We start from the raw sequence: 23,896 nt of genomic DNA on the forward strand, positions 1-23,896 counted from the left end.
TCGAATCAGGTTCGGGCATCATCAGGCGTCATGCGGAAGCCTATGATCGCCTGCGGGACGGGCTTCCGGCTGCCGATCGCGCTTGCCGGGTCTGACTTTATCATGGTACAGTATCTCTCGAGATTTCTATATAGAGGGGAAGCGACGGTAGCGATGATCAAGGCGGTCGTATTCGACTTTGACGGGACGATACTGGACACGGAGACCGTAGCCTACGAGGCGGTTAACGGCGTGTTCAGGGAACGGGGGCACGAGCTGCCGCTGGATAAATGGACCGGTGCGATCGGCACGCTGGGCGGCTTCGACGGCTGCTCCGAATTGTCCGCCTGTACGGGGCAGAGCGTGGAGCGCGAGTGGTTCGATGCCCGGTTCGGAGAGCTGTACGCGGGTATGGTGCATCAAGTGCCGCTGCTGCCGGGCATTCGGGACGCGCTGGAGGAAGCGAAGCGGCTCGGCCTCGCCGTAGGCTTGGCGACGAGCTCATACCGCGCCTGGATCGAGCCTCATCTGGACCGGCTCGACCTGCACCGGTACTTCGACGTCATCCATACGGCGGATGACGTGGAGAGAGTGAAGCCCGATCCGGCCCTGTATCGGCTCGCGGTCCGTTCGCTCGGCGTAGAGCCCGGCGAGGCGGTCGCGATCGAGGATTCGCTTCACGGGCTTCGCGCCGCCAAGGGCGCTGGCCTGTACGGCATCGTCGTGCCCAACGCGATGACTGCGGGTCTGGACTTCTCCGAGGCGGATCTCGTCGTGCCGACGCTCGACGGACAGAAGCTGGAGATGCTGGTCGCCAGGTGGAACGAATAGCGACACAAGAGTTATCCGCGGAGCGCCGGATTGGCCTGCGGTGTCCTGTACGTACAAGTGCGGCTGTATGCTATAATAGTAGCTATATGTTTTGCGCGAGGTGACGGGTTTGAATTCGCAGTTCCCGAAGTATCAGCGGCTCAAAGAAGAGATCGCATCCTGGATCGCCGCTGGCAAGTACCGTCCCGGCGACAAGCTGCCGTCGGAGAACGAGCTGGCTGAGCAGTTCGGGCTGAGCCGCCAGACGGTCAGGCAATCGATCGGCGACCTGGTCGCCGAGGGCTGGCTGTCCCGCGAGCAGGGCAAGGGGACCTTCGTGGCCAAGCTGCAGGGCGACCGCAGGGGGCCGGGCGCGAGCCGGATGGTCGGGCTGATCACGACGCATATCTCCGATTATATATTTCCCTCGATTGTGCGCGGCGTCGAGGCGGCGCTCAAGCAGCAGGGCTACAGGCTGCTGCTCTCGAGCACGGAGGGCAGCAAGGACAAGGAGCGGGAGAGCCTGGAGACGATGCTGTCGCAAGGCGTGTGCGGACTGATCGTCGAGCCGACGAAGAGCGCCGAGGGCAATCCGAACTACGAGGCGTTTATGGCGCTCGAGTATCACGGCATTCCGATGCTGATGATTAACGAGCAGTATGCCGATCTGGACTGGCCGTGCGTGAAGGTCGACGACGAAGCGGGAGGCTTCGCGGCCGCCGAGCATCTGCTGGCAGCGGGACACCGTGCGATCGCCGGCCTGTTCAAGACGGACGACCTGCAGGGCGTGCACCGGATGAAGGGGTTCGTGCGGGCTCATCGCGAACGGCGCCTGGCCGTGGAGCCGGATCTGATCGTGCGCTACCGGTCCGAGGATCGCGATACGAGGCCGCTTGACGCGCTGCGCGAGCTGCTCGGCCGCGAGCAGCCGCCGACGGCGATCGTCTGCTACAACGATCAGCTCGCCGTCGCGCTGCTGGACGTCATCCGCGAGGCGGGACTGCGGGTGCCGGAGGATCTGTCCATCGTCAGCTTCGACGACTCGTTCCTCGCGACCGCGACCGAGATCAAGCTGACGACGATCACGCATCCGAAGGCGGAGCTGGGCGAGACGGCCGCCGGATTGCTCGTGGCGATGCTGGACAAGGACGCGGGCCGGCAGGCTCGCGGGCATGTGTTCGCGCCGCAGCTCGTGCTGCGGTCGTCGACTGCTCCGCTTGCAGACGGCTAGCGGGACAGCTAGCGGGACGCGATTCGTTATTTTAAGCAACCGTTCAGCTTGCGCTCATTGAGAATTAAGATTGCGGGGATAATATGTACTCAACCCCCCCTTTGATATATAGGAAGACTGGGCCCGCAGCGATGCGGGCCATTTTTTTGTGGACTGTACAAGCGAAGCCGTGAACGAATCTGCACACTGTTGACCTGCTTGCACGCTTGGCCCGCCGCAGCTCCGCCGTTGCGCAAACTGTTGACCTGCTTGCACACTTGGTACGCTGCAGCTTCGCCGATGCGCAAACTGTTGATCTAAGTGTACACTTTGCCTGCCGCAGCCCCGTCCGAACCGATGATCTCGACACACATGTACGTACAAGTTATAATGTTAACGAAGCCAAAACGAATCATTCGTATAGTCAACCGAACTTATGCATCGGCAATCTTGCTATATCTACCATGCAAAGGATGTGCGTACATGCTGGAGCAATTAAAAGCGGAGGTGTGCCGGGCGAACGCCGAGCTGCCGAAGTACGGATTGGTCACGTTCACTTGGGGCAATGTCAGCGGCTTCGACCGGGCATCCGGACTGATGGTCATCAAGCCGAGCGGCGTGCCGTACGAGGAGCTGAAGCCGGAGCAGATGGTCGTGCTCGATCTGGACGGCAACGTCGTGGAGGGCGATCTTCGTCCTTCGTCGGATACGCCGACGCATCTCGTGCTGTACCGATCGTTTCCCGGCATCGGCGGCATCGTGCACACGCACTCGCCCTGGGCGACGATCTGGTCGCAGGCGGGGCAGGGCATCCCGGCGCTCGGCACGACGCAGGCGGATTACTTTTACGGCACGATCCCGTGCACGCGGGCGATGACGCCGGCGGAGATCGAGGGCGCGTACGAGCATGAGACGGGCAATGTCATCGTCGAGGCGTTCCGCGGGATCGATCCGCAGCAGGTGCCGGGCGTGCTCGTCTACAGCCATGCGCCGTTCGCCTGGGGCAAGGACGCGATGGGCGCGCTGCACAACGCCGTCGTGCTGGAGGAGGTCGCCAAGATGGCCTACCACACCCGCCAGCTCAACGCCGGCATTCCGTCCATGCAGCAGGAACTGCTCGACAAGCATTATTTGCGCAAGCACGGCGCCAACGCGTATTACGGTCAGCCGGGCGATAAGCACTAAGCGTTATCCCGAGCAAGAAACCGTCAATTCCCAGCCATCATACGAGGAGGTACTATCATGAGCGCAAAATACGCCATCGGCGTCGACTACGGCACCCAGTCCGGCCGCGCCGTACTGGTCGACCTGGCCAACGGGCACGAGATCGCGGACCACGTCACGCCCTACCCGCACGGCGTCATCGACGAGAAGCTGCCGGGCTCGGGCCTCGAGCTTGGCCACGACTGGGCGCTGCAGCACCCGGACGACTATCTGGAGGTGCTGCGCCGCTCGGTGCCGGCCGTCCTGCAGGCATCCGGCGTCTCGCCGGAGGACGTCATCGGCCTCGGCATCGACTTCACGGCCTGCACGATGCTGCCCGTGGATGCGAGCGGCACGCCGCTGTGCCTGACGCCCGAGTGGCAGGACAACCCGCACGGCTGGGTCAAGCTGTGGAAGCACCACGCCGCGCAGGACGAGGCCGACCGCCTCAACGCGATCGCGGCGGAGCGCGGCGAGCGGTTCCTGCCCCGCTACGGCGGCAAGATCTCCTCGGAGTGGATGATCGCCAAGGTGTGGCAGATTCTGAACGAGGCGCCCGAAGTGTACGAGGCGACGGACCGCTTCACCGAGGCGACCGACTGGGTCATCTCGCAGTTGACGGGCGAGTTCGTGCGCAATAGCTGCACGGCCGGCTACAAGTCGATCTGGCACAAGCAGGAGGGCTATCCGAGCCCGGACTTCTTCAAGGCGCTCGATCCGCGGCTTGAGAGCCTGACGGCGACCAAGCTGCGCGGCGACATCAAGCCGCTCGGCACGAAGGCGGGCGAGCTGACGGCGGAGATGGCGGCGCTGACGGGCCTCAAGGCCGGCACGGCGATCGCGGTCGGCAATGTGGACGCGCATGCGGCGGTGCCGGCGGTCGGCGTCGTCGACGAAGGCAAGCTCGTCATGGCGATGGGCACGTCGATCTGCCATATGCTGCTCGGCAAGGAAGAGGTCGAAGTCGAAGGCATGTGCGGCGTCGTCGAGGACGGCATCATCGAAGGCTATCTCGGCTACGAGGCCGGGCAGTCGGCGGTAGGCGACATCTTCGAGTGGTTCGTCGAGGAGGCCGTGCCGGCTTATGTCAAGGAAGCGGCGGAGAAGGAAGGCGTCGGCGTCCACCAGTGGCTGACTGAGCGCGCGGCGCAGTACAAGCCGGGCGAGACGGGGCTTGTGGCGCTGGACTGGTGGAACGGCAACCGCTCGGTGCTAGTGGACACGAACCTGACGGGCGTCGTCGTCGGCTACACGCTGCTGACGAAGCCGGAGGAGCTGTACCGCACGCTGCTCGAGGCGACGGCGTTCGGGACGCGCACGATCATCGACGCGTTCCATAACAACGGCGTGCCGGTGCATGAAGTGTACGCCTGCGGCGGACTGCCGCAAAAAAATGCGCTGCTGATGCAGATCTACGCGGACGTAACCAACCGCGAGATCAAGGTGGCGGACTCCAAGCAGACGCCGGCAGTCGGCGCTGCGATGTTCGGCGCGGTAGCCGCAGGCGCGGCGAAGGGCGGCTACGACAGCGTCGTCGACGCGGCGAAGGCGATGGCGCGCGTGCGCGAGGAGACGTTCAAGCCGATCCCCGACAACGTGGCGGTGTACGAGCGGCTGTATGCCGAGTACCGGACGCTGCACGACTATTTCGGACGCGGGGCGAACGACGTCATGAAGCGTCTGAAGGCGCTGAAGGAAGAGGCGTCTGCATAACACATTGCAATACGACTATAGCCGCATTTGTCTGCTCCCATGAGCGGCGGATGCGGTTTTTTTGCATGCTCATGTATCGCATTTTAGCCTGCCGGGCGCATTCGCCCGGCGAATTCGTCGCTTTCCAGTTCCGCAGTTGTCTGTTAAGATATTCAGAAAATTTAACCTCATTCGACAGGAGCGGCAAAATTATGGTTCCTCCTTACGCGATCTTGCTGGTGGACGATCAAACGATCGAGACGCAAACGATTCGCAAATTGATTGAAATTCATCGTTTGCCCTTGCGTGTTTCGACGGCTGCGAACGGAGAGGAGGCGCTTGCGCATTTTCGCCGGGACAGCTGCGAGATTTTATTCACCGATATCAAGATGCCGCGTATGAACGGCCTCGATCTGGCCCGCCATGCCAAGCTGCTCAATCCGGCGGTGCAGTTGGTGATCTACAGCGCCTTCGGCGAATTTGAATATGCCAAGGAAGCGATCGGTTTGGGGGCCATCCACTATTTGCTGAAGCCGCTTGATATCGAGGAGTTCTTGGCTGTCATGGACAAAGCAATCGGCCTCGCCGAACGTGCGCGGGAGGCTCAAGCCGATAGCTGCGCCGCCGGAGATGCGGAATCGGGGACAAGCGCGGCATCGTCGGACGAAGCTTCGGGCGATGGCGTCCGCAAGGTGATCCGCGATGTCAGGAGGCTCGTTCAGGAAGAATACGGGAACGCGGATCTCAATATCGATTATTTGGCCGCCAAAGTCTTTCTGTCCGCCAGCTACCTGGGGCATCTGTTCAAAGCCGATACGGGAGAAAACTTGGGCAAGCACATCATTCGCATACGGATGGAGCAAGCCAGCCGGCTGTTGGCCTCGACACATCTTAAAGTGGCGGATGTCGGACAGTCGGTCGGCTACGGCAACCCTTCGTATTTTTCCATGCTGTTTAAAATGCACTTCGGCTGCTCGCCGGCCCAGTACAGGGAGAAAGGCATTCAGCCATGAGAGGGCTGCTCCGGGCGTTCCGCGATCTCTCGCTCCGCAAGAAGCTCATCCTGTCTTACTGCGCGGTTATCATTATCCCGTTGTGCCTCCTCGGCGCTTATGCCTACAGCAGCTCGAATCAGGATCTGAAGCGCCAGCTTCGCGTATCCGCCGCGACGACGGCGGATCAGCTTTCTTCCGAGTTGGCGTATCGCTTTGAGCGGCAGGCGTATCCGATCAAGTCCATCGTTTTTAATCCGCAGGTCATCAGCGCGGTCGCCGACACGGACAAGGACGTGTACGAGCTGGCCGTGGATCTGAACGAAGATGTCGAACCGATTTTTTGGAATTATTTGTTCTTTATGTCGGAGATGAAGGAGATCGCGATCTATTCGGAGCGCAGGGATAAGGCATTCGGCAATTTTTTTCAGCCGGCCTCCCTCGTTCGCAGCGAAGCCTGGTACGCGGCAACCGGTACGTCGACGGCGACGCGCTGGTGGAGCGACGGCCGCACGCTGTTCGCCACCCGCAATATCTACGAGCCCGGCAACGGTGAGCGTCAGGGCATGCTTTACATTCGCTTCGACTTTGAGCGCATGGTCAGCGAAGTGATGAACAAAATCAACCGCGCGGACGGCGTTGTCCTGAAGGACAGCGGCGGCGAGGTTGTCTATTCTTCGCTTAAGGAAGGGGAGGCTGCTGCGCCGGACGCCTTCCTTCGCATGGATCGCGCCATTCCGCAGACGGGCTGGACGTTGTCCTATTATGCCGGGACCGAGCATATCGCAGAAGGCACGGCGGGCATTATCGAGGCGACCGCCGTTATGATCGTGCTGTGCATGGCGGTGCTGTCGGTTATTATTGCGCTGTTTTCTCGCACGCTGCTGCATGGGCTTATGAAGTTGAACGATCGCATGAGGCGGGTGGAGGAAGGCGAGCTGGACCTCGTTGTGACCGCCGTCTCCAGGGACGAGATCGGCCAGCTTACGAACCGTTTCGGACTGATGCTGAGACGGATCAACCAGCTGATCGAGGAGGCGTACGTCAATCGGATCGCCAGAAAGGAAGCGGAGCTGATCGCACTGCAGGCACAGATTAATCCGCACTTTTTGTACAACTCGCTGTCGCTCATCAATTCGCAGGCGATCGGCAAGGAAGCGTACGACATCAGCCGTACGGTGACGCTGCTGGCGAAGTTCTATCGGACCGCGCTGAACAAAGGAAAAGAATACATCTCGGTTCGCGACGAGCTGTCGATGGTGCGGAGCTACGTCGAGCTGCAGCAGATCATGTCCGGCCATGCCTTCGACGTCGTGTACGAGCTGGAAGACCGCATATATCCGCTCGGCATCGTTCGGCTGGTGCTGCAGCCGCTGGTCGAGAATGCGATCGATCACGGCCTGAAGGAGAAAACGGAGGGCCTCCGCATGCTGACGGTCGGCGGGCGCATCCAGGACGGCGATCTCGTGCTGTCGATCTCCGACACGGGGGTCGGTATGGATGAGGAGACCGTCTCCGGATTGCTGACGAGCCGGTCCTCCGGCTACGGCCTGACCAACGTCCACGAGCGGCTGCGCCTCTATTTCGGGGAGCCGTACGGACTCGAGATATCGAGTCGGGTCGGCCTCGGCACGACGGTCGAAGTGCGGCTGCCGGGGGGGCAGCGAAGTCCACATCCAGCGATTTTCCGATAGAGATCGATAAATTGTTGTATTTCGGAGGGTCTCTCCTTCTTCGTATACTGGACTGGCAGGAGCACGCGGCGATAACCCGGGGTCGCCGCATCAACGAGAAGAGAAGGGGATGTTCGTCGTTATGACAAAAAAGCTGCTTGCCGCCGCATCCATCTTGCTGGGGCTTACTCCGATTCTGGCGGGCTGCGGATCCGACGGCAAAGACAACGCGGGAGCTTCGAGTACGGCCTCGCAACAAGCATCGCATGCAAGCGCTTCATCCGACGGGTCGAGCGATGCCGGTACGAAGGTCAAGGTCAGAATGTCGTATTGGAACAAGGAAGACAGCATGAAGACGCTGCTCCAGCTTATCGAAGACAAGCTGCCGAACGTGGACTTGGAATACCAGTTTATCGATGCGACCCAGTACGACACGATCATCAAGACGCAGCTCGCGGCCGGAGAAGCTCCGGACATCATCGGCGGGCTGATCGACGAGACGACGGTCAAGCTCGGCTATTTCGAGGACCTTACTCCGCGCTTTGCCGGGAAATATTACGACTCCGGCACCTCGTACGTGACGTTTGACGGCAAGCTGTACGGACTTCCGCAGGCCAGCTGGTTCAACGGTATTTATTACAACGTCGATCTTTTCAACAAATACAATCTCCAAATTCCGAAGACGCTGGACGAATATTTTGCGGTCGCCAAGACGTTCCAGGACAACGGCATCAAGCCGCAGGCGATCGGTCTCAAAAACGCGAACGTCGCCATGCAGTCCTTCATCGCGCTGGCGCTGAACGACTATATCGGTTTGCCGGAAGGCAAGAGCTTCGACGAAGCGTTCCGGACCGGGAGCGCATCCATGAAGGAGGCGCTGCTGCCCGCCCTGAACACATGGACCGAGTATTTGAAGCTGGGCATCTTCACGAAGGACATGCTCGGTCTGGAGGAAGAGCAGGCGATCGACGAGTTCACCAGCGGCAAGGCGGCCATGTTCCAGACGGGCCCCTGGTACATGGATACGTTTAAGCAGAAAAATCCGGATATGAACATCGGCATGTTCCCTAACCTCGGCACCAAGGGCGGTCCGGGCTGGATGGTCGGCGGACCCGGCGTAGCCTTCGGCATCAACGCCAAGTCGACGGCGAAGGAAGCGGCGTTCCAGGTGCTGGAGCTGCTGTCTACGCCAGAAGGCCAGGAAGCCTACTGGAACGATAACAAAGGCGGCTCCTCCTTCCTCAAGGGCGTCGAGTTCGAGATGCCCGCCGAGTACCGCGATGCGCAGGAAGCGTTCAAGCAGGGCAATGTGTACTTCCCGCCGAACGGCTGGGGCGTGCTGCGCAACCCGATCATCGACGAGCTCGGCAAGATGATTCAGGCGGTCGTCGGCGGACAGGCGACGCCGGAGCAGGCGCTCGCCTCGGTGGACAAAAAGGCCGCCGCGCTGCGCAGCAAATAACCTGCTGAGAGAAGGAGCGGCATATTCGAGCGGCGTATCCAATCGCCGCTTCCCTCTCCGCGAAAGGATCAGAGCTTGATGTTACGTATTTTATCGAGACGGCAGGGCCGCCTGGAGCCCGCTTATGCGCTGCTGCTGCTCCCGGCCTTGGCTGTATACGTTCTGTTTTTCGTCTATCCGGCCGCCAGCACGTTTTATTTCAGCTTTACGAATTGGTCGGACGTTCATCCGCGGCATGTCTCCTTCGTCGGCTGGCGCAATTATCGCGCCATCTTCCAGGAAGACATCTATGTGACCGGCATTCGCAATACGCTGACCTACGCCGTTATTTCCACGATTCTGATCAATGCGCTCGCCATACCGCTCGCCGCGGCGCTGAACCATCGGTTCAGGACGCGCGCCTTGCTGCGCTCCGTCTTTTTCATGCCCGCCGTATTCAGCCCGCTGATCATCGGTTTCTTGTGGAGCTACCTCTATTCCACCTCCGACTTTGGCCTGATCAACCGCGGACTCGTGTCGCTCGGTATCGGCAAGATCAATTTTCTGGGCGATTCCGATATTGCGATCTATGCCGTTATCTTGACGCAAGTATGGCAGTGGGTCGGCTACAATATGGTCATTTACCTGGCCAACCTGCAGAGCATCAATCCGGAATACTATGAAGCCGCGAAGCTGGACGGGGCCGGACCGATGCAGTCGTTCGGGCGCATTACCCTGCCGCTGCTGGCGCCGGCCATCACCTTCTGCACGGTCACGGTCATGATCAGCGGCCTGAAGGTATTCGACATCGTCTACTCGCTGACCTCCGGCGGGCCGGGACATGCGACGGAGACGATCGTGTCGCTGATGGTCAAAAAAGGGCTCGGTGAAGGCTTCTATGCCTTCGGCTCCGCATTCGGCATCGTATTCGTCGCGATGGTCGGCATCATCACGTATTTGCAGCTAAGGCTGGTCAAGCTCTGGGGGAATCGCTGACATGACAATCGATCGACGGTCGGGAGGCCGCAGGCCATGGACGAGCAGGCTCGCCGAAGCGGCCATGTGGCTTGCGGCTGCCGTGTTTATCATTCCTGTCTACTATCTGTTCGTCACCACCTTCAAGTCGCCGGCCGAAGCGCTGCGCCGTCCGCTCGGGCTGCCGTCCGAGTGGTCGTGGCACAACTATGCGGTCGCGCTTGATACGATGCGGTTCGGCCGGGCGCTCGCGAACAACGTCACGATCAGCGCCGGCGCAGTAGCCGGCATCGTCCTGTTCGCCGCGATGGCGGCTTACACGCTGGCTCGCAGACCTCGCCGCTATACGCGCCTGATTTTTATGCTGTTCCTAGCCGGCATGATGGTTCCCTACCAGATGGGCATTCTGGCGCTGTTCCGGCTCGTGTCGGAGCTGGGCCTCATGAACACGCTGACGGGCGTTATTTTGATCGAGATCGCTTATGGCTTGCCCTTCTCTATTTTTCTGCTGAAGGGATTCATCGAATCGACCGTGCCGCTGGAGCTGGAGGAAGCGGCCAAGATTGACGGCTGCACCGTGTTTCGCACTTTCGGCGCGGTGACGCTGCCGCTGCTGATGCCCGTCCTGGCGACAGTCACGATTCTGAACGTGCTCGGCACCTGGAACGACTTCATAACGCCGCTGCTGTTTTTGCAATCGCGCGACAAGGGCGTACTCCTGCTGGAAGTATTCAGAAATATCGGACAATTTTCGGTAGATTGGACCAGCCTGTTTCCGATGCTGTTCCTCTCGATTGCGCCGCTGCTGTTATTCTATCTCTTTCTTCAGCGCTATATTATTGCGGGCATGACCTCCGGTTCGCTCAAGGGATAGAAGGAGACGACGGACATGAAAAAAGGCTTTGTGTACACAGGACGGCATACGCAGGAAATTTCCTTTCCGCTAGGCGGGATCGGGACGGGAAGCATCGGTCTGGCGGGCAACGGCGGTCTTGTCGATTGGCAAATCCGCAACCGCCCCTCTCATATGAATCTGAACGGCTTCTCTTTTTTTGCCGTCAAGGCAGAGCGGGACGGACAGACAGTGATGGCCAAGATTGTGCAGGGCGACAAGCAGCCGCCGTATTCGGGAGAGGGACGCGGGAGATTCGAGGGCTACGGCTTCGGACCTCGCCGAGGCCAGATGACGGGCTTCCCTCATTACCGCGACTGGACGTTCCGGGGGCAGTTCCCGGTTGCCGAGCTCGAATTCAAGGATGCGGGAGACCCGCTGCGCGTGAAGCTGACGGCGTTTAATCCGTTTATCCCGATGAACGATGCGGACTCGTCGCTGCCGGCGGCGGTGTTCGCTTACGAAGTATTCAACGAATCCGGGCAAGCGCTTGACGTCTCGCTCGTCGGGTGTGTCTCCAATCCGTTCACCGAGCAGTCGTTCAACGCAGCCTTCGATGCGGACGGCGTCAGCGGGGTTGTGTTATCTACGGCTGCGCAGACTCCGGACAGTCCGGATTACGGAGAGCTGGCGCTGACTACGGACGCCGACGATACCAGCAGGCAGACCTACTGGTACAGAGGCGAGTGGTTCGACAACGTGACCGTGTTCTGGAGAGAGTTCGCGTCTCCTGGTCGTCTTCGGGAACGGACATATACGGCGCCCAGAGATCTGGACGCTTACCGCGTCGTCGAAAAAAACTACGATACATGCAGTCTGGGCGCGCATCGCACGCTGGAGCCCGGGGAGAGCGCGGTGTTCCGGTTCGCCATCAGCTGGCACTTCCCATGGGCGTACAATTACTGGAATCCGCCCGCGGACTCCGACGGCGGGCGGGCGGCCGCCTGGAAAAATTACTATGCCGTACGGTTTAAAGACGCCAGGGAGACCGCTTCCTATCTGTTTGCGAACTACGAGCGGTTGTCCGGCGAGACGCAGTTGTTTAAGGAAGCCCTGTTCGGCTCCAGCCTGCCGGAGGCGGTGCTGGACGCGGTATCCGCCAATTTGTCGACGCTCAAATCGCCCACGGTCCTGCGTTTGACGGACGGCACGCTGTACGGCTTCGAAGGCTGTCATACGGACGAAGGCTCTTGCGAAGGGAGCTGTACGCATGTATGGAACTACGAGCAGGCGCTTGCTTTTTTGTTCCCCGGACTCGCCAGAACGATGCGCAGCGCCGACTATTTGTACAACCAGTACCCGAGCGGCAAAATGGCATTTCGCCTTATGCTGCCGCCGGGCAGAGAGAAGTCGGATTATCATGCGGCCGTCGACGGACAGATGGGCGCCATCGTGCGGACCTATCGCGAGTGGAAGCTGTCGGGCGATACGGCCTGGATGCGTTCGCTGTGGCCGGCGGTCAAAAGGGCGCTCGCCTATGCCTGGCATCCGGACAACGAGCACGGCTGGGATCGCGACCGCGACGGCGTGCTGGAGGGCGCGCAGCACCATACGCTCGATGTCGAGCAGTACGGTCCGAGCGCCTACCTGAACGGCTATTACCAGGCCGCTTTGCTTGCGGCAGCGCGGATGGGCGAGGCGCTGGGGGACGAAGACGCGGCCGCGTATTCCGACCTGTATGCGCGCGGCAGGGCCTGGATCGACAGCCATACGTTTAACGGCGAGTATTATCGTCAGATGCTCGACCTGACGGATGCCTGCTGCCCGATCGATCCCGAGCTGGGCCAGGTCAAATACCAGATTGGCGAAGGCTGCCATATCGACCAGGTGATCGGCCAATGGCATGCGACAGTCGCGGGCTTGGGCGATATTTTCGATCCCGGGCAAGTCGGCCGGGCGCTCGCCAGCATTTATCGCTATAATTTTGTGTCCATGCGCGGCCATGCCAATGCGAACCGGGTGTACGCGCTCAACGACGAGCGCGGGCTGCTCGTATGCACATGGCCGCACGGCGGACGGCCGCTCGTTCCCGTACCTTATGCGGACGAATGTATGTCCGGCTTCGAATATCAGGCGGCCAGCCATATGATCTACGCAGGCATGGTGGCAGAGGGCTTGGCTGTCGTAGAGGCCGTCAGGGAGCGGTACGACGGGGAGAAGCGCAATCCGTGGAACGAATTCGAATGCGGCAGCCACTATGCGCGGGCGATGTCCTCCTATGCGCTGCTGCTCGCCATGAGCGGGACGGAGTTCGATATGACGAGCGGGGTGATCGGCTTTACGCCTGCGGCGGAGCAGGGCGGGCGATTCCGCTGCTTCTGGTCGCTCGGCAGCGGCTGGGGAGAGGTGGACATGTCGGCAGGCACGCTGCGACTGACAGTGCTGGGCGGCAGGATGGAGCTGAGCGGCATCCGCAGCGGCAGGCTCGCAGGCGTATCCGAGGCCAGGGTGACCTTGGGTGGTGTCGACAGACGGAGTATCGTTGCCGGGGGCATCGCGATGCTGGATAAGCCCGCCAAGCTGGAGGCGGGAATGAGCTTGACGATCCATTACTGAAAATCGGGAGGAATCGCTCTATGCGTGCTGCCATTCGAGGATTGACGATAATGATGATCGGCCTGCTGCTGCTCGGGGGTGTCGCCGGTCCGAACTCGCCGGCAGCTGCCTACTACGCGGAGACAGATTATCCGCATGCGGCAGCCGAGCTGCTGACGAACGGGGGCATGGAGTCCGGGGCAGGAGGCACAGCCGGCAGTTGGCTGGGCTGGTACAGCGGCTATGCGGCGGATTCGTCCGTCAGCCGCTCCGGCTCGCGCTCCCTGTCTTGCGAGCTGACTGGCGCCGGAGAGTGCGGCGGCTACCAATTTATAGCGTTGAACCGCGCCGAGGTCAAGCCGTTCAAGGTCGTCGGCTGGAGCAAAGCGCAAAATGTCAGCGGCGGCGTCTCCACGGATTATTCGCTGTGGGTCGATCTGACCTACATGGACAATACGCATCTGTACGGCGAAGCCAAAGGATTCCAGACGGGCACGCACGATTGGGAAAAAGCCGAAATGTATATCGATCCGGAGAAGCCGGTCAAAGAGATGACCGTGTATCTCCTCATGCGCGGCAAGACGGGAAAAGTGTGGTTCGACGACGTATCCGTACAGGAGCTGCCTGCCGATCTGCTGGCGAACGGAGCCTTTGAGACCGTCTCCTCCGGCAGCATCGCCGGCTGGGGCGGCTGGCAGAACGGCTATGCGGTCGCCGCCGGGGAGGGCCGCGGAGCGAGCGTCGCCGTCAAAGCGGCGAATGCGTCGGGTAGCGGCGAGTACGGCATCTACCATACGGCGACGCTGAACCGCACGGCGATCAAGCCGCTGCTCGTGCGCGGCTGGAGCAAGGCAAGCGGCGTCGCGGGCACGCCGGACGCTTCGTACGCGCTTTATGCAGACTTGACCTATGCGGACGATACGCATGAATGGGGACACTACGCCGCGTTCGACGCCGGCAGTCACGATTGGCAGCCCCGGCAGCTCTATATTAATCCGGCGAAGCCAATCAAGGCGATCACCGTGTATGCGCTGTTCAACAACCGCGCGGGCACGGTCTGGTTCGACAACGTCACGCTGGAGGAATTGCCGGATGCAGGCGAGGCGGGCATCGCCATGCAGCGGCGGGAGCTGTCCGCGACCGGCACGGAGCGCCTGCAGAACGGCTCGCTGCAAAATGGGACTGGCGCGACGATCGACGGCTGGGGTTCGTTCGGACAAGGCTATACCGTAGAGGCAAGCGGCGGACGCGGCGGCAGCCGGGGGATCAAGCTGGCGAACGCCGCCGGGACCGACGCCTCGGGCATCTACCAGACGCTGCAATTGAACCAATCCGCGCCGCAGCTGATCGTGTTCAGCGGCTGGAGCAAGGCATCGAATGTCAGCGGCGACATCGACCGCGGCTACGCGCTTTATATGGACGTGTTCTATACGGACGGGACGAGCCAATTCGCACAGACGATGCCGTTTCGCACGGGCAGCCACGACTGGCAATACGGCCAGCTATATTTTCAGCCGCAAAAGGCGGTGCAGACGATCTCCGTCTACGGCATCTTCCGGGACGGACATACGGGCGAAGTCTGGTTCGACGACTTTTCGGTCAAGGAGATCGCCACGGAGGCTGCCGTCTTCGAAGACGCGCTTGTCACGCCGCTGCCGTATGACGCGGGAAGCGCCTACGCAACGTATCAATCCCAGGGCGGTCTGGCGCTGTCGCTCGGCAGCCGAGGCGTCTCCTCGCTGAAGCTGGGCGGCAGCGAGCTGGCGTCGGGAGGCACGGCGTCCGGCTTCCTGGTGCGCGATCAAGCGGCGGATTCGGACGTTTACGGCTTCGAGCGCACGGCGGGCAGCCGGACCGACGGCTTCAGCGGCACCGCGGCCGGGCTCGATCTGAGCGTGGACGCAGCTTTCGAGGCCGTGCCGGAGGGGATCAAGGTATCGGGCAGACTGACGGATATGCGCGGTGCGGACCGGGCTGTCACGCTTACCTACGCGCTCCCGGTAAATGCGGACGGCTGGAAGTGGGGCGACTATGTCCGCGGAGAGCGGACGATTCATACCGGACAGGCGGGCGATATATTCACGAACAGCCAAGCTCCGGATTTCGAGACGGGGCCGCTGTCGATCTATCCGATGTCCGCCATTTATAATCCTGCAACGGGTAAAGGATTGTCGCTGGGCGTGGATTACCGTCACCCGACCCACTACCGGCTCGACTACAACGGCAGCACGCGGCAAATGCTGATTACGTTCGAGCTGGGCTTGTCTCCGGATACGGACAACTTTCCGTCGGCCGCGGATTTCGGCTTTGTCATTTACGGTTTTGACGGCACGCAGGGCTTTCGAGGCGCTTTCGATAAGTATATGAAGCTATTCCCCGAGTTCTACGAGGTCAGAATTCCGGATCAAGGCATCTGGATGCCGTTCGCCTCGATCTCCGATGTGCCGGACAACGAGGACTTCGGCTTCCGGTTCAAGGAAGGAGACGACGATCCTGTAGACACCGCCTATGCCAATGCGAACGATATACTGGTGTTCCATTACCAGGAGCTGTCTTCGTGGTGGCAGAGCATCAATCCTCAGCTGCCCAAGTCGGTCGCGACGGCGGAGGGTGCGCGCGATGCCGCGGCCGCGCTCGGCGAGGAGAAGGCGCAGATGGCGCAGGCTGCAGCGATGCGCAATGCCGCAGGCGACCCGTATCTCCAATGGCTGGATACGCCGTGGAATGTGGGCGCGCTCTGGATGATCAACGCGAATCCGGACCTGCCGGGCGACTCGAACGGCTACCGGATGTATTTCAGCGCAGACAAGATGGACGCGCGCTACAATACGACCGGTCCGAAGCCCGACGGGGAGTACCTGGATACGCTGGACGGTTGGCCCTACACGCTGAACTACAACCGCGATCACTTCGCCTATGCGATCGCGCCGCTCGCATACTCCAAAGTAACCCTGCAGCCTGCCGTCCACCGGGCGTTCTCAAGCTGGGAAGCGACGACGCGGCTTGCGGACGAGCTTCATGCCGACGGACGGTACCTGATGGCTAACGGGACGCCGCATGTCTACTCGATGTATATGCCGTGGCTCGACGCGATGGGCAACGAACGCAACTGGCTGGGCGCAGGCGACACCTTTAATCCCGATTCGGACGAGACGCTCAGCAAGTACCGCACGCTGTCCGGACCGAAGCCGTATCTCATGCTGCAAAATACCGACTTCACCAAGTTCGGCCATGCCTACATGGAGCGTTATATGGAGAAGCTGCTGTTTTACGGCATGTATCCGAGCGCGTTCAGCGCCACGGCGGACAATGCGTCCAACTATTGGAAAAATGCGAGCTTCTATGATCGAGACAGAGGGCTATTTCTCACCTATATTCCACTCGTCAAGGCGGTAGCTGAAGCGGGCTGGCAGCCGGTGACGCGAGCAAGCGCCAGCAATCCGGCGATTGCGATGGAGCGCTACGGCGCAGACGGCACCGTCTATCTCACGCTCATGAATCAAGGCAGCGCGGCGGCGACGTCTACGATCACGATCGACCGCACGGGAATGGGATTGGGTGCGCAAGTGGCGGCGCAGGAGCTGACGGACAATACGCCCGTGGCGATGACAGGCGATCAGCTCTCGCTGACGCTGCAGCCGGAAGAGGTCAAGGTATTGAAGCTGACGACGGTGCCCTGAGGCGCCGGATTAAGCGAGGGCAAGCTAGCAGTGCGGCAAGGTACCAGAGCTGCAAGATGCTGGAGCTGCAAGATGCTAGAGCGCAAGACCCGCGTTCGCGTTGTCCCTCGGGGCGGCGAATCGCGGGTCTTTGGCATTTTCCGCTGGTCGAGCCGCATACGCCTAGGACGTTTTTGCATTTGCATGCAGCATCGCTGTCTCGATGAACTGCCGCAGGGTCTTGATGAACGTCCGCATCGCGTAGCCGACGTACCGGTCGCTGCGATAGATCAGGCAGATGTCCTGGCTCGGGGTCGGATGCGTCAGGCGAATCGTCCGGATGTGTTCGTCGTTCCAATTGTCCAGCAAGAGACGGGGCAGCACACAGGCGCCAGGCAGTCAAACAGCTGGCAGCGGGCAGTCAAGCGGCAGGCACGAGGCAGTCAAGCAGCGGGTACCCGAGCGACAGGCAGTCAGGCAACGGCAAAGCAGTCAAACCCAAAAACGGCAAGCCGCCCGGCTTGCCGTTTTTGCTGCCCTGCTAACGTTTAACGTCCCCGCTCGTACCAGTACCCCGTCACGCCGCGTTCGAGCCGCATGAGCGCCTCCAGATAATAATAGTCGCCCCAGATCGTGTAGTCGTCGGGCGAGATGCCGCCCCGCACGTGATAGGAGCCGCGGCGGATGAAGCCCTCGGCCTCGCCGTCGTCCCGCTCCGCATAGCCCTCGCGCAGCGCGGCCACGGTCGCCTGAGCCGCGTCGATGAAGCGCTGCCGCTCGGGATCGCTCTCGTCCAGCTGGCTCGCGATCTCCAGCAGGCCGCACGCCGTGATGGCGGAGGCGGAGCTGTCGCGGTACGAGGACGGCTCCTGCGGCACCTCGAAGTCCCAGTAGACGACGCCGTCCTCGGGCACCCGCGCGAGGAAGTGGCGCGCCATGCGCCTCGCCGTCTCCAGCAGGTCCGGATTGCCGAGATAGCGGCTGTTCAGCGCGAAGCCGTAGATGCCCCATGCTTGACCGCGCGTCCACGTGCTGCCGTCCGTATTGCCCTGGTGCGTGCCGCCGCGGATCGCATTGCCGTTTTCCGGATCGAAGTAAAACGTATGATAGCTCGAATCGTCGCCGCGCACGAGGAAGCGGCGGCTCTTCAGCGCATGCGCTTCCGCAACGCGCCGATATTCGGGATCGCCCGTCTGCTCGCTCGCCCACAGCAGGAGCGGGAGGTTCAGCAGGCAGTCGATGATGATGCGGCCGCCGTTGTCCGGGTCGCCCTTCGGGCCCCAAGCCTGGATGATGCCGGCATCCTCGCGCCAGCGGCGCAGGAGCACGTCGGCCGCAGCCAGGGTCAGCTCGCGCGCGGATTCGTCCTTTTCGACGATCCACTGCGCCTTGGACGAGAGCGAGTAGAGGAAGCCGATATCGTGATGGTCCAGCTGCACGCCCCGCTCCAGCCGGTCGCGGAAGCTCGCGACCGTCCGCACGGCGCCTTCGCGATATTGCTCGTCCCCCGAATATTCGTAGCACAGCCACAGAATGCCCGACCAGAAGCCGTCGGTCCAGTCGGTGTTGTCGTTAAGCACATATTTATTGCTGCCGTCGCTCACATGGGGGAACCGGTCCCCGAATTGCGCCAGATTGCGGGCCGTGATGCCGAGCGCGTCGTTGATCGCTTCCTGCCACATATCGTTTTGCCTCCATCCGATAGTCTTTTCACCCCCATTATATAGAGGCCGGCTTCGGGCGGGTTGCGGGAGTATATGGCTAAGTTGCGGTCATGGGGCGGAGTCGAAGCTCTGCTGCGCGCTCCTCCGGAACGTCTCTGGGCTCATCCCTTTGCTCTTCTTGAACAGCTGGCAGAAGTGGGAGGCGCTGAAGCCCCCGACCTGCTCGGCGATCGATTGGATCGATGAGGGGGTCGAGACGAGCAGTCTGCAGGCTTCGCGAATCCGGCGGGCGGTGATATAGTCCCGGATGCTGCTGCCCGTATGCTCCTTGAACAGATGGGACAAGTAGTAAGGAGAAAGGTGCAGGTCGCTTGACAGCGACTGGAGATCGAAGGGGCGGGCGTAATGAAGCTCAAGCCAGTCCATCATCCGGTCGATATGCAGCGAGCGGCCTTCGCCCTCGGGCGAGTCGTCCAGGCTGTCCGGCGGGAACACATGGTGCCGCAGCTCGCGGAGCAGCGAGATCAGGAACAACGAGCGTTCCTCCTCCTTGTCCCTGTCCGGCAGGCTGCCGTACAAGCCATAGAAATCCTGTAGCATGCCGGGCAGCCGCGATGCCGCATCAAGCTCGCTGTGAGAGCGGGCCAGCAGCCCGCGTTTGAGCTTCAGGAACCAGCGGCTCAGACCTGGATACGGCATCAGATAGGGCTCGACGATACGGGGATCGAACTTGACGAGCGAGCGGATATACGGCGCGCCGGGCACGGAGGGCACCTCGACCTTGTGCAGCTGATAGGGCAGGAACAGGAGCAGCGTGCCGGGGCGGATCGGATGCCGCCCGTTCTCGGTCACGGCCTGACCGTGTCCCTGATGCACATAGAGCAGCTCGATGCCCTGGTGGGCGTGGTATGCCAGCCAGTCCCGGTCGCCCGTCGTCTGGCGGTAAGACATAAAAAAAGCGTCAGGTCCCAGATCGATCGACTCAATTCGATTCAAACGGCCCATCCTTCCGTGTGCGCATTCATGGTAAATTATATCATGTAAGGACAGAACGTGATTACGATGCAATGAGGTCGACCGAGGACAGGGCTGCAGGTCCGAAAGGAGTGCGCGCGATGAGTGCGTCCAAACGAAGATTTAGAGCCATTACCGGATTTGTGTTGTCTTCGGCGCTGCTGCTGGCTGCTTCCTGCTGGCCGCATCGGGATAGAGCCGTCGCCGCGATCGCCGCGGACGAGATGGCTACGCTGCAGAGCAGTCTGAAGCAGAAGCTCGGCGCCCGCAGCGAATCGTTCTCCGTCTCGCTCAAGGGCAAGGCGACGACGGCCGAGGTGTCCAAGGCGTTCGATGCCGTACTCGCCGGAGACGACTATCTGAAGTTTGCGATCCGCTCCTACCGGTTCGCCGTCAGCACGGACAGACGCGCCTCCACGCTTACTTTTACGATGAAATATTGGGAAAACGCGGCTCAGACCGCTTATGTAAACGCCCGCTCCAAGGAAATACTCGCGAAAATCGTCACCAAGGATATGAACGCGCATCAGAAGGTGAAGGCCATCCACGACTGGGTGCTGCTCAATGTGGCCTATGACAGGACGCTTGTCAGGCATTCCGCCTACGATGCGCTGAAGAGCGGCCTCACCGTCTGTCAGGGCTACGCGACGCTGACATACCGTCTGCTCACGGACGCCGGCATTCCGGCGCGCATCGTCGAAGGCACTGTGAACACGGGAGCGCATGCCTGGAATCTCGTGAAGCTGGACGGCGTCTGGTACCAGCTCGATACGACCTTCGACGATCCGGTGCCGGACGTCAAGGGACGTACGACATACGGCTATTACCTGGTGACCGACGGTCAGCTCAAGCAGGATCACAGCTGGAAGACAGGCTATCCGCAGGCCGTCACCGCATACAAGAACACGCTCGATTCGCTGATCGCCAAGGACAAGGGACGGACCGCCTTTTATCAGTCGGTCCGGGAGGATATCGGCGCCGACTACCTGGAGCCGTCGCGCACCGTCTCGACAGTCAAGGAGATCGCAGCCCAGCTGCGATCCGCCGCGGCCAGCGGCCGGTCCGAGGCCAAGATGCGCTATACGTCCGAGGACAAGCCGGATCTGGACGCGCTCCTCAAGCTCATGCCCGAGCTGTCTTCGGTCCGCTACACGATGGAATCGATGGCGGGCGGCGAGCCGGGAGACAGCCTGCTGACCGTTACGTTCAAGCTGCGGCAATAGCGGGCGGCGGCGCCCGGCCCGACAAGATGCGCTGCCTCGCCGCTTCGGACTACTGTTTTTCCGGTAGTCGGCGGGCCGCCGCGTCCGATTTGGAAATGAAGGGAAATTCCTGTATGATGCTTGCATGAAGCGCTAGACAGGAGTGTTCGTGTGAGCCGCAAGGTCATCCTGTTGTCCCTCCTCATCGCCGCGGCGGCGTGCGTGTTGCTGTGGGTGAATTTCCACTATCTGAAAATAACGCCGCTCACGCTCCGCAACTGGATGCTGTCCTTCGGCTGGATCGCGCCGGTGCTGTACATCGGCCTGTTCATGGTCCGGCCGTTCGTCCTGTTCCCCGCCTCCGTGCTCACGCTGGCGGGCGGGCTCGCCTTCGGTACGTGGCACGGCATGCTGTATACGTTCCTCGGCGAGCTGCCCGGCGCCGTGCTGTCCTTCCTGCTGGCGCGGCAGGTCGGGCTCGGCTTCTTCAAGGGCCGCGACGATCCGCGGCTGCGCAAGCTGGAAGCCGCCATGCAGCGCAGAGGCTTCCCGATCGTGCTCATGCTGCGCGTCGCGCCGCTCGTGCCGTTCGACCTCGTCAGCTACGCGGCCGGCGCCGCCCGGGTGCCGCTTCGCGCCTATGTGCCTGCGACGGCAATCGGTACGCTGCCCGGCACCTTCGCGTTCTGCTATCTCGGCGCGAGCCTCACGCACGGAGACTGGCGCGAGATCGCGCTCGGAGGCGTCGTGTTCGCCGTCGCGATGCTCGTCCCGCTGCTGCTGAAGCGCAGAGTGAGCCGGGAGATCGGATAATGGGCGGCTGTGCTGCAGCGAACAAAAAGCAGGGACGAAGCGGTGTATTCCGCTCCGTCCCTGCTTTTTGTTGCGGCTCGCCGAGACGCTCCGGCGGCTGCGAGAGCGCGTCCCGGTCACTCTGCGGGAGCCTCCGCTTACAGATAGAACAGGCTCAGCGTAATCGTGCTGCCCGGTGTGATCGCCTGGTCGAGCAGCGTCTGCGGGATGACGCGTCCGTTGTAGCGGACCGTCAGTCCGATCGCTCCGCCAACCGGGATGCCGGCGACGCTGACGATGAAGCCGTTCGGTCCGAACTGGACCCGGCCCGAGGCAAACAGCGCCTGGCGCAAGGTCATGCCCGGGTAGAACGTGACATAGCTGGTGCCGGACACGTTCGGGAACGTGAGGCCGCCCTCGACCGTAACCGCGACGAAGCTGGCAGGACCGGGAGCAGGTCCAGGCCCGGGTCCCGGCACCGGAATCGGCAGGGGGATCGGGATCGGGACGGGGAACGGTCCGGGCCCCGGCCACGGCCACGGCCCCGGTCCTGGCGGGAATGGCCCCGGTCCTGGCGGGAATGGCCCCGGTCCTGGCGGGAACGGCCCCGGCCCTGGCGGGAACGGCCCCGGCCCTGGTGGGAACGGCCCCGGCCCTGGTGGGAACGGCCCCGGCCCTGGCGGGAACGGCCCCGGTCCTGGCGGGAATGGCCCCGGCCCTGGCGGGAACGGCCCCGGCCCTGGCGGGAACGGCCCCGGCCCTGGCGGGAACGGTCCGTGCCCCGGCCCCGGAGGTCCCGGCGGACGCGGTGGACGTGGCGGCACCAGGTGGCCCAATGTGCCGCCTCCGCCATGACCTAGCGCGCGCTGATGCTCGGGCGTGAACCACCATGGAATTTGCCTGACCGGCATCGCTTGTTCCAGATCGTCTATTGGCCGGCTCTTTTTGACTGCGACGCCTGCTTTTTTCTTGACGTTCGTCTTGGCATGGAGCTTGACTTCGCTCTTTGCAGGCCGCGACTGCACCGTCGGCTTGGCGGCGGACCGGCTGCGGTTCTTCCCTTTATGGGTCATGCAAGTACCTCCTCGGCTGGGCGAATGACGCTAACATACGGTATGCGCCCGCCCAGAAGAAGGTGCGAAGGTTTGCCGGACAAAAAAAAGCGGGCCTGCAGCAAAAGCTGCAAGCCCAAAGTTTATATTATTGAAAAGGGGGGTCATGTCTGTATTGTAACCGCCGAACATGAAGCTAAGATGAAGCGCATATTACGATTGCGTTACAATAATCGCCGGACCTATGAGGAATCGGATTACAGCCGGCAGATTTCCTTCGGACAGCCGGGGCACGTCGGGCAGTGGCAGATCTCGCGCAGCTTGTTCAGCTCCATGATGATAATGCGCCCTTGGCGTATATCGATGATGCCTTCTTCCTTCAGGCCGTTCAGCATGCGGTTGACGCTCTCGCGCGAGGTGCCGATGAGGTCCGCGAACTCCGTATGCGTCAGCTTGAGCGAGATCTTGATGCCTTCAGCGGTGGCGACACCGTAGGTGTTGGCCATGCGGATCAGCGTCGAGGCGAGCGCGCCGGGCTTGCCGAACAACAGCAGATCGCGGAACTTCGACTCGCTCACCCGCTGTGCGATGGCCATCCAGTTCATGAAGCGGACGGCGAAGTCGCCGTACCGGTACAGCAGAATCTCGAGATCCTTCCACTGCACGACGCCGACCTCGGCATCCTCCAGCACCTCCGCACTGAACGTATGAACGGACGACAGTCCGTGCTCAGGCTCCCAGATCAGATCCCCGGTCTGCATGATCGACAGTGTGAAGTCCTTGCCTTCATCCGTCGACTTGCGCAGCTTGACCTTGCCCGAGCGCAGATAGTAGAGCTTGCCGGCCGCATCGCCTTCCCAGAACAGATAGCTTCCCTTTTCCGCACGCTTCGGATACATCAGTTCTTCGAGACGGGCGAACTGGTCCTCGGAAAAGAAGCGGTGAATCCCCAGACCATTATCCTGCTGCCGTTCTCCGGCCGCCTTGTTCTTCATCGCTACTGCCATAACCGCGTCCCCCATCCGATTCCTTTGATGACTCCATCATATCGTATCCCGCTTTTTCGTTTTATCGGGGAACCTCCTGATCTTCCGGCGGGAATTCCCTTATC

Annotated in this window: 18 protein-coding genes; 13 read left to right on the forward strand and 5 right to left on the reverse strand. The window is 61.6% G+C overall.

Annotated features, from left to right (window positions below; translation table 11 throughout):
- Nucleotides 1-30: 30 nt before the first annotated feature.
- The 11 genes from VQ071_RS15320 to VQ071_RS15370 all read left to right on the forward strand — a co-directional run bounded on the left by VQ071_RS15320 (nucleotide 31) and on the right by VQ071_RS15370 (nucleotide 17,082).
- On the forward strand, nucleotides 31-810 hold the full coding sequence (locus VQ071_RS15320) for an HAD family hydrolase (RefSeq protein ID WP_340514942.1): 780 nt from the start codon (nucleotides 31-33) through the stop codon (nucleotides 808-810).
- A gap of 109 nt (nucleotides 811-919) precedes the next feature.
- Nucleotides 920-2,020 (forward strand): GntR family transcriptional regulator, encoded by a 1,101-nt coding sequence (locus tag VQ071_RS15325; RefSeq protein ID WP_340514943.1) that lies wholly within the window; start codon nucleotides 920-922, stop codon nucleotides 2,018-2,020.
- 462 nt (nucleotides 2,021-2,482) lie between these two features.
- Nucleotides 2,483-3,184 carry an L-ribulose-5-phosphate 4-epimerase gene (araD, locus tag VQ071_RS15330; RefSeq protein WP_340514944.1) on the forward strand — a complete coding sequence of 234 codons (702 nt, stop codon included), beginning with the start codon at nucleotides 2,483-2,485 and terminating at the stop codon, nucleotides 3,182-3,184.
- A gap of 57 nt (nucleotides 3,185-3,241) precedes the next feature.
- Nucleotides 3,242-4,915 (forward strand): ribulokinase, encoded by a 1,674-nt coding sequence (locus VQ071_RS15335; protein ID WP_340514945.1) that lies wholly within the window; start codon nucleotides 3,242-3,244, stop codon nucleotides 4,913-4,915.
- Between the two features lie 191 nt (nucleotides 4,916-5,106).
- Complete coding sequence (locus tag VQ071_RS15340; RefSeq protein ID WP_340514946.1) at nucleotides 5,107-5,907, forward strand: response regulator transcription factor; 801 nt, start codon at nucleotides 5,107-5,109, stop codon at nucleotides 5,905-5,907.
- Nucleotides 5,904-7,580 carry a cache domain-containing sensor histidine kinase gene (locus tag VQ071_RS15345; RefSeq protein WP_340514947.1) on the forward strand — a complete coding sequence of 559 codons (1,677 nt, stop codon included), beginning with the start codon at nucleotides 5,904-5,906 and terminating at the stop codon, nucleotides 7,578-7,580. The genes VQ071_RS15340 and VQ071_RS15345 overlap by 4 nt, the downstream gene beginning before the upstream one ends.
- 121 nt (nucleotides 7,581-7,701) lie before the next feature.
- Entirely contained in the window at nucleotides 7,702-9,021 is a 1,320-nt protein-coding gene (locus VQ071_RS15350; RefSeq protein WP_340514948.1) for an ABC transporter substrate-binding protein, read from the forward strand.
- A gap of 78 nt (nucleotides 9,022-9,099) precedes the next feature.
- Nucleotides 9,100-9,996, forward strand: a complete 897-nt coding sequence (locus VQ071_RS15355) for a carbohydrate ABC transporter permease (protein WP_340514949.1) — start codon at nucleotides 9,100-9,102, stop codon at nucleotides 9,994-9,996.
- 1 nt (nucleotide 9,997) lies between these two features.
- Nucleotides 9,998-10,849, forward strand: a complete 852-nt coding sequence (locus tag VQ071_RS15360) for a carbohydrate ABC transporter permease (RefSeq protein ID WP_340514950.1) — start codon at nucleotides 9,998-10,000, stop codon at nucleotides 10,847-10,849.
- A gap of 15 nt (nucleotides 10,850-10,864) precedes the next feature.
- Complete coding sequence (locus VQ071_RS15365; protein ID WP_340514951.1) at nucleotides 10,865-13,423, forward strand: GH116 family glycosyl-hydrolase; 2,559 nt, start codon at nucleotides 10,865-10,867, stop codon at nucleotides 13,421-13,423.
- A gap of 20 nt (nucleotides 13,424-13,443) precedes the next feature.
- Nucleotides 13,444-17,082: a hypothetical protein gene (locus VQ071_RS15370; protein ID WP_340514952.1), complete on the forward strand. Its 3,639-nt coding sequence runs from the start codon at nucleotides 13,444-13,446 to the stop codon at nucleotides 17,080-17,082.
- Nucleotides 17,083-17,244: 162 nt separating this feature from the next.
- On the opposite strand, the gene VQ071_RS15375 is transcribed toward VQ071_RS15370, so the two are convergent.
- From VQ071_RS15375 to VQ071_RS15385, 3 genes are all read right to left on the reverse strand, one after another.
- Complete coding sequence (locus VQ071_RS15375) at nucleotides 17,245-17,445, reverse strand: hypothetical protein (protein ID WP_340514953.1); 201 nt, start codon at nucleotides 17,443-17,445, stop codon at nucleotides 17,245-17,247.
- Nucleotides 17,446-17,609: 164 nt separating this feature from the next.
- Complete coding sequence (locus VQ071_RS15380) at nucleotides 17,610-18,743, reverse strand: glycoside hydrolase family 88 protein (protein ID WP_340514955.1); 1,134 nt, start codon at nucleotides 18,741-18,743, stop codon at nucleotides 17,610-17,612.
- A 90-nt stretch (nucleotides 18,744-18,833) separates the two neighbouring features.
- Nucleotides 18,834-19,721 (reverse strand): AraC family transcriptional regulator, encoded by an 888-nt coding sequence (locus VQ071_RS15385; RefSeq protein WP_340514956.1) that lies wholly within the window; start codon nucleotides 19,719-19,721, stop codon nucleotides 18,834-18,836.
- 119 nt (nucleotides 19,722-19,840) lie between these two features.
- Here VQ071_RS15385 and VQ071_RS15390 point away from each other — a divergent pair, with 119 nt between their 5' ends.
- Together VQ071_RS15390 and VQ071_RS15395 are read left to right on the forward strand one after the other, a co-directional pair.
- Nucleotides 19,841-20,962, forward strand: coding sequence for a transglutaminase domain-containing protein (locus VQ071_RS15390; RefSeq protein WP_340514957.1), 1,122 nt, complete (start codon nucleotides 19,841-19,843; stop codon nucleotides 20,960-20,962).
- Between the two features lie 150 nt (nucleotides 20,963-21,112).
- Entirely contained in the window at nucleotides 21,113-21,754 is a 642-nt protein-coding gene (locus VQ071_RS15395; RefSeq protein ID WP_340514958.1) for a TVP38/TMEM64 family protein, read from the forward strand.
- Nucleotides 21,755-21,891: 137 nt separating this feature from the next.
- Here VQ071_RS15395 and VQ071_RS15400 read toward each other — a convergent pair whose 3' ends face one another.
- Both VQ071_RS15400 and VQ071_RS15405 read right to left on the reverse strand, forming a co-directional pair.
- Nucleotides 21,892-22,806: a hypothetical protein gene (locus VQ071_RS15400; RefSeq protein WP_340514960.1), complete on the reverse strand. Its 915-nt coding sequence runs from the start codon at nucleotides 22,804-22,806 to the stop codon at nucleotides 21,892-21,894.
- A 236-nt stretch (nucleotides 22,807-23,042) separates the two neighbouring features.
- The gene (locus VQ071_RS15405) at nucleotides 23,043-23,792 is read right to left on the reverse strand and encodes a Crp/Fnr family transcriptional regulator (RefSeq protein WP_340514961.1); all 750 of its coding nucleotides are present in this window, start codon (nucleotides 23,790-23,792) and stop codon (nucleotides 23,043-23,045) included.
- Nucleotides 23,793-23,896 lie beyond the last annotated feature (104 nt).

It is taken from the genome of Cohnella sp. 56, from assembly GCF_037963805.1.
Lineage (GTDB): Bacteria > Bacillota > Bacilli > Paenibacillales > Paenibacillaceae > Cohnella.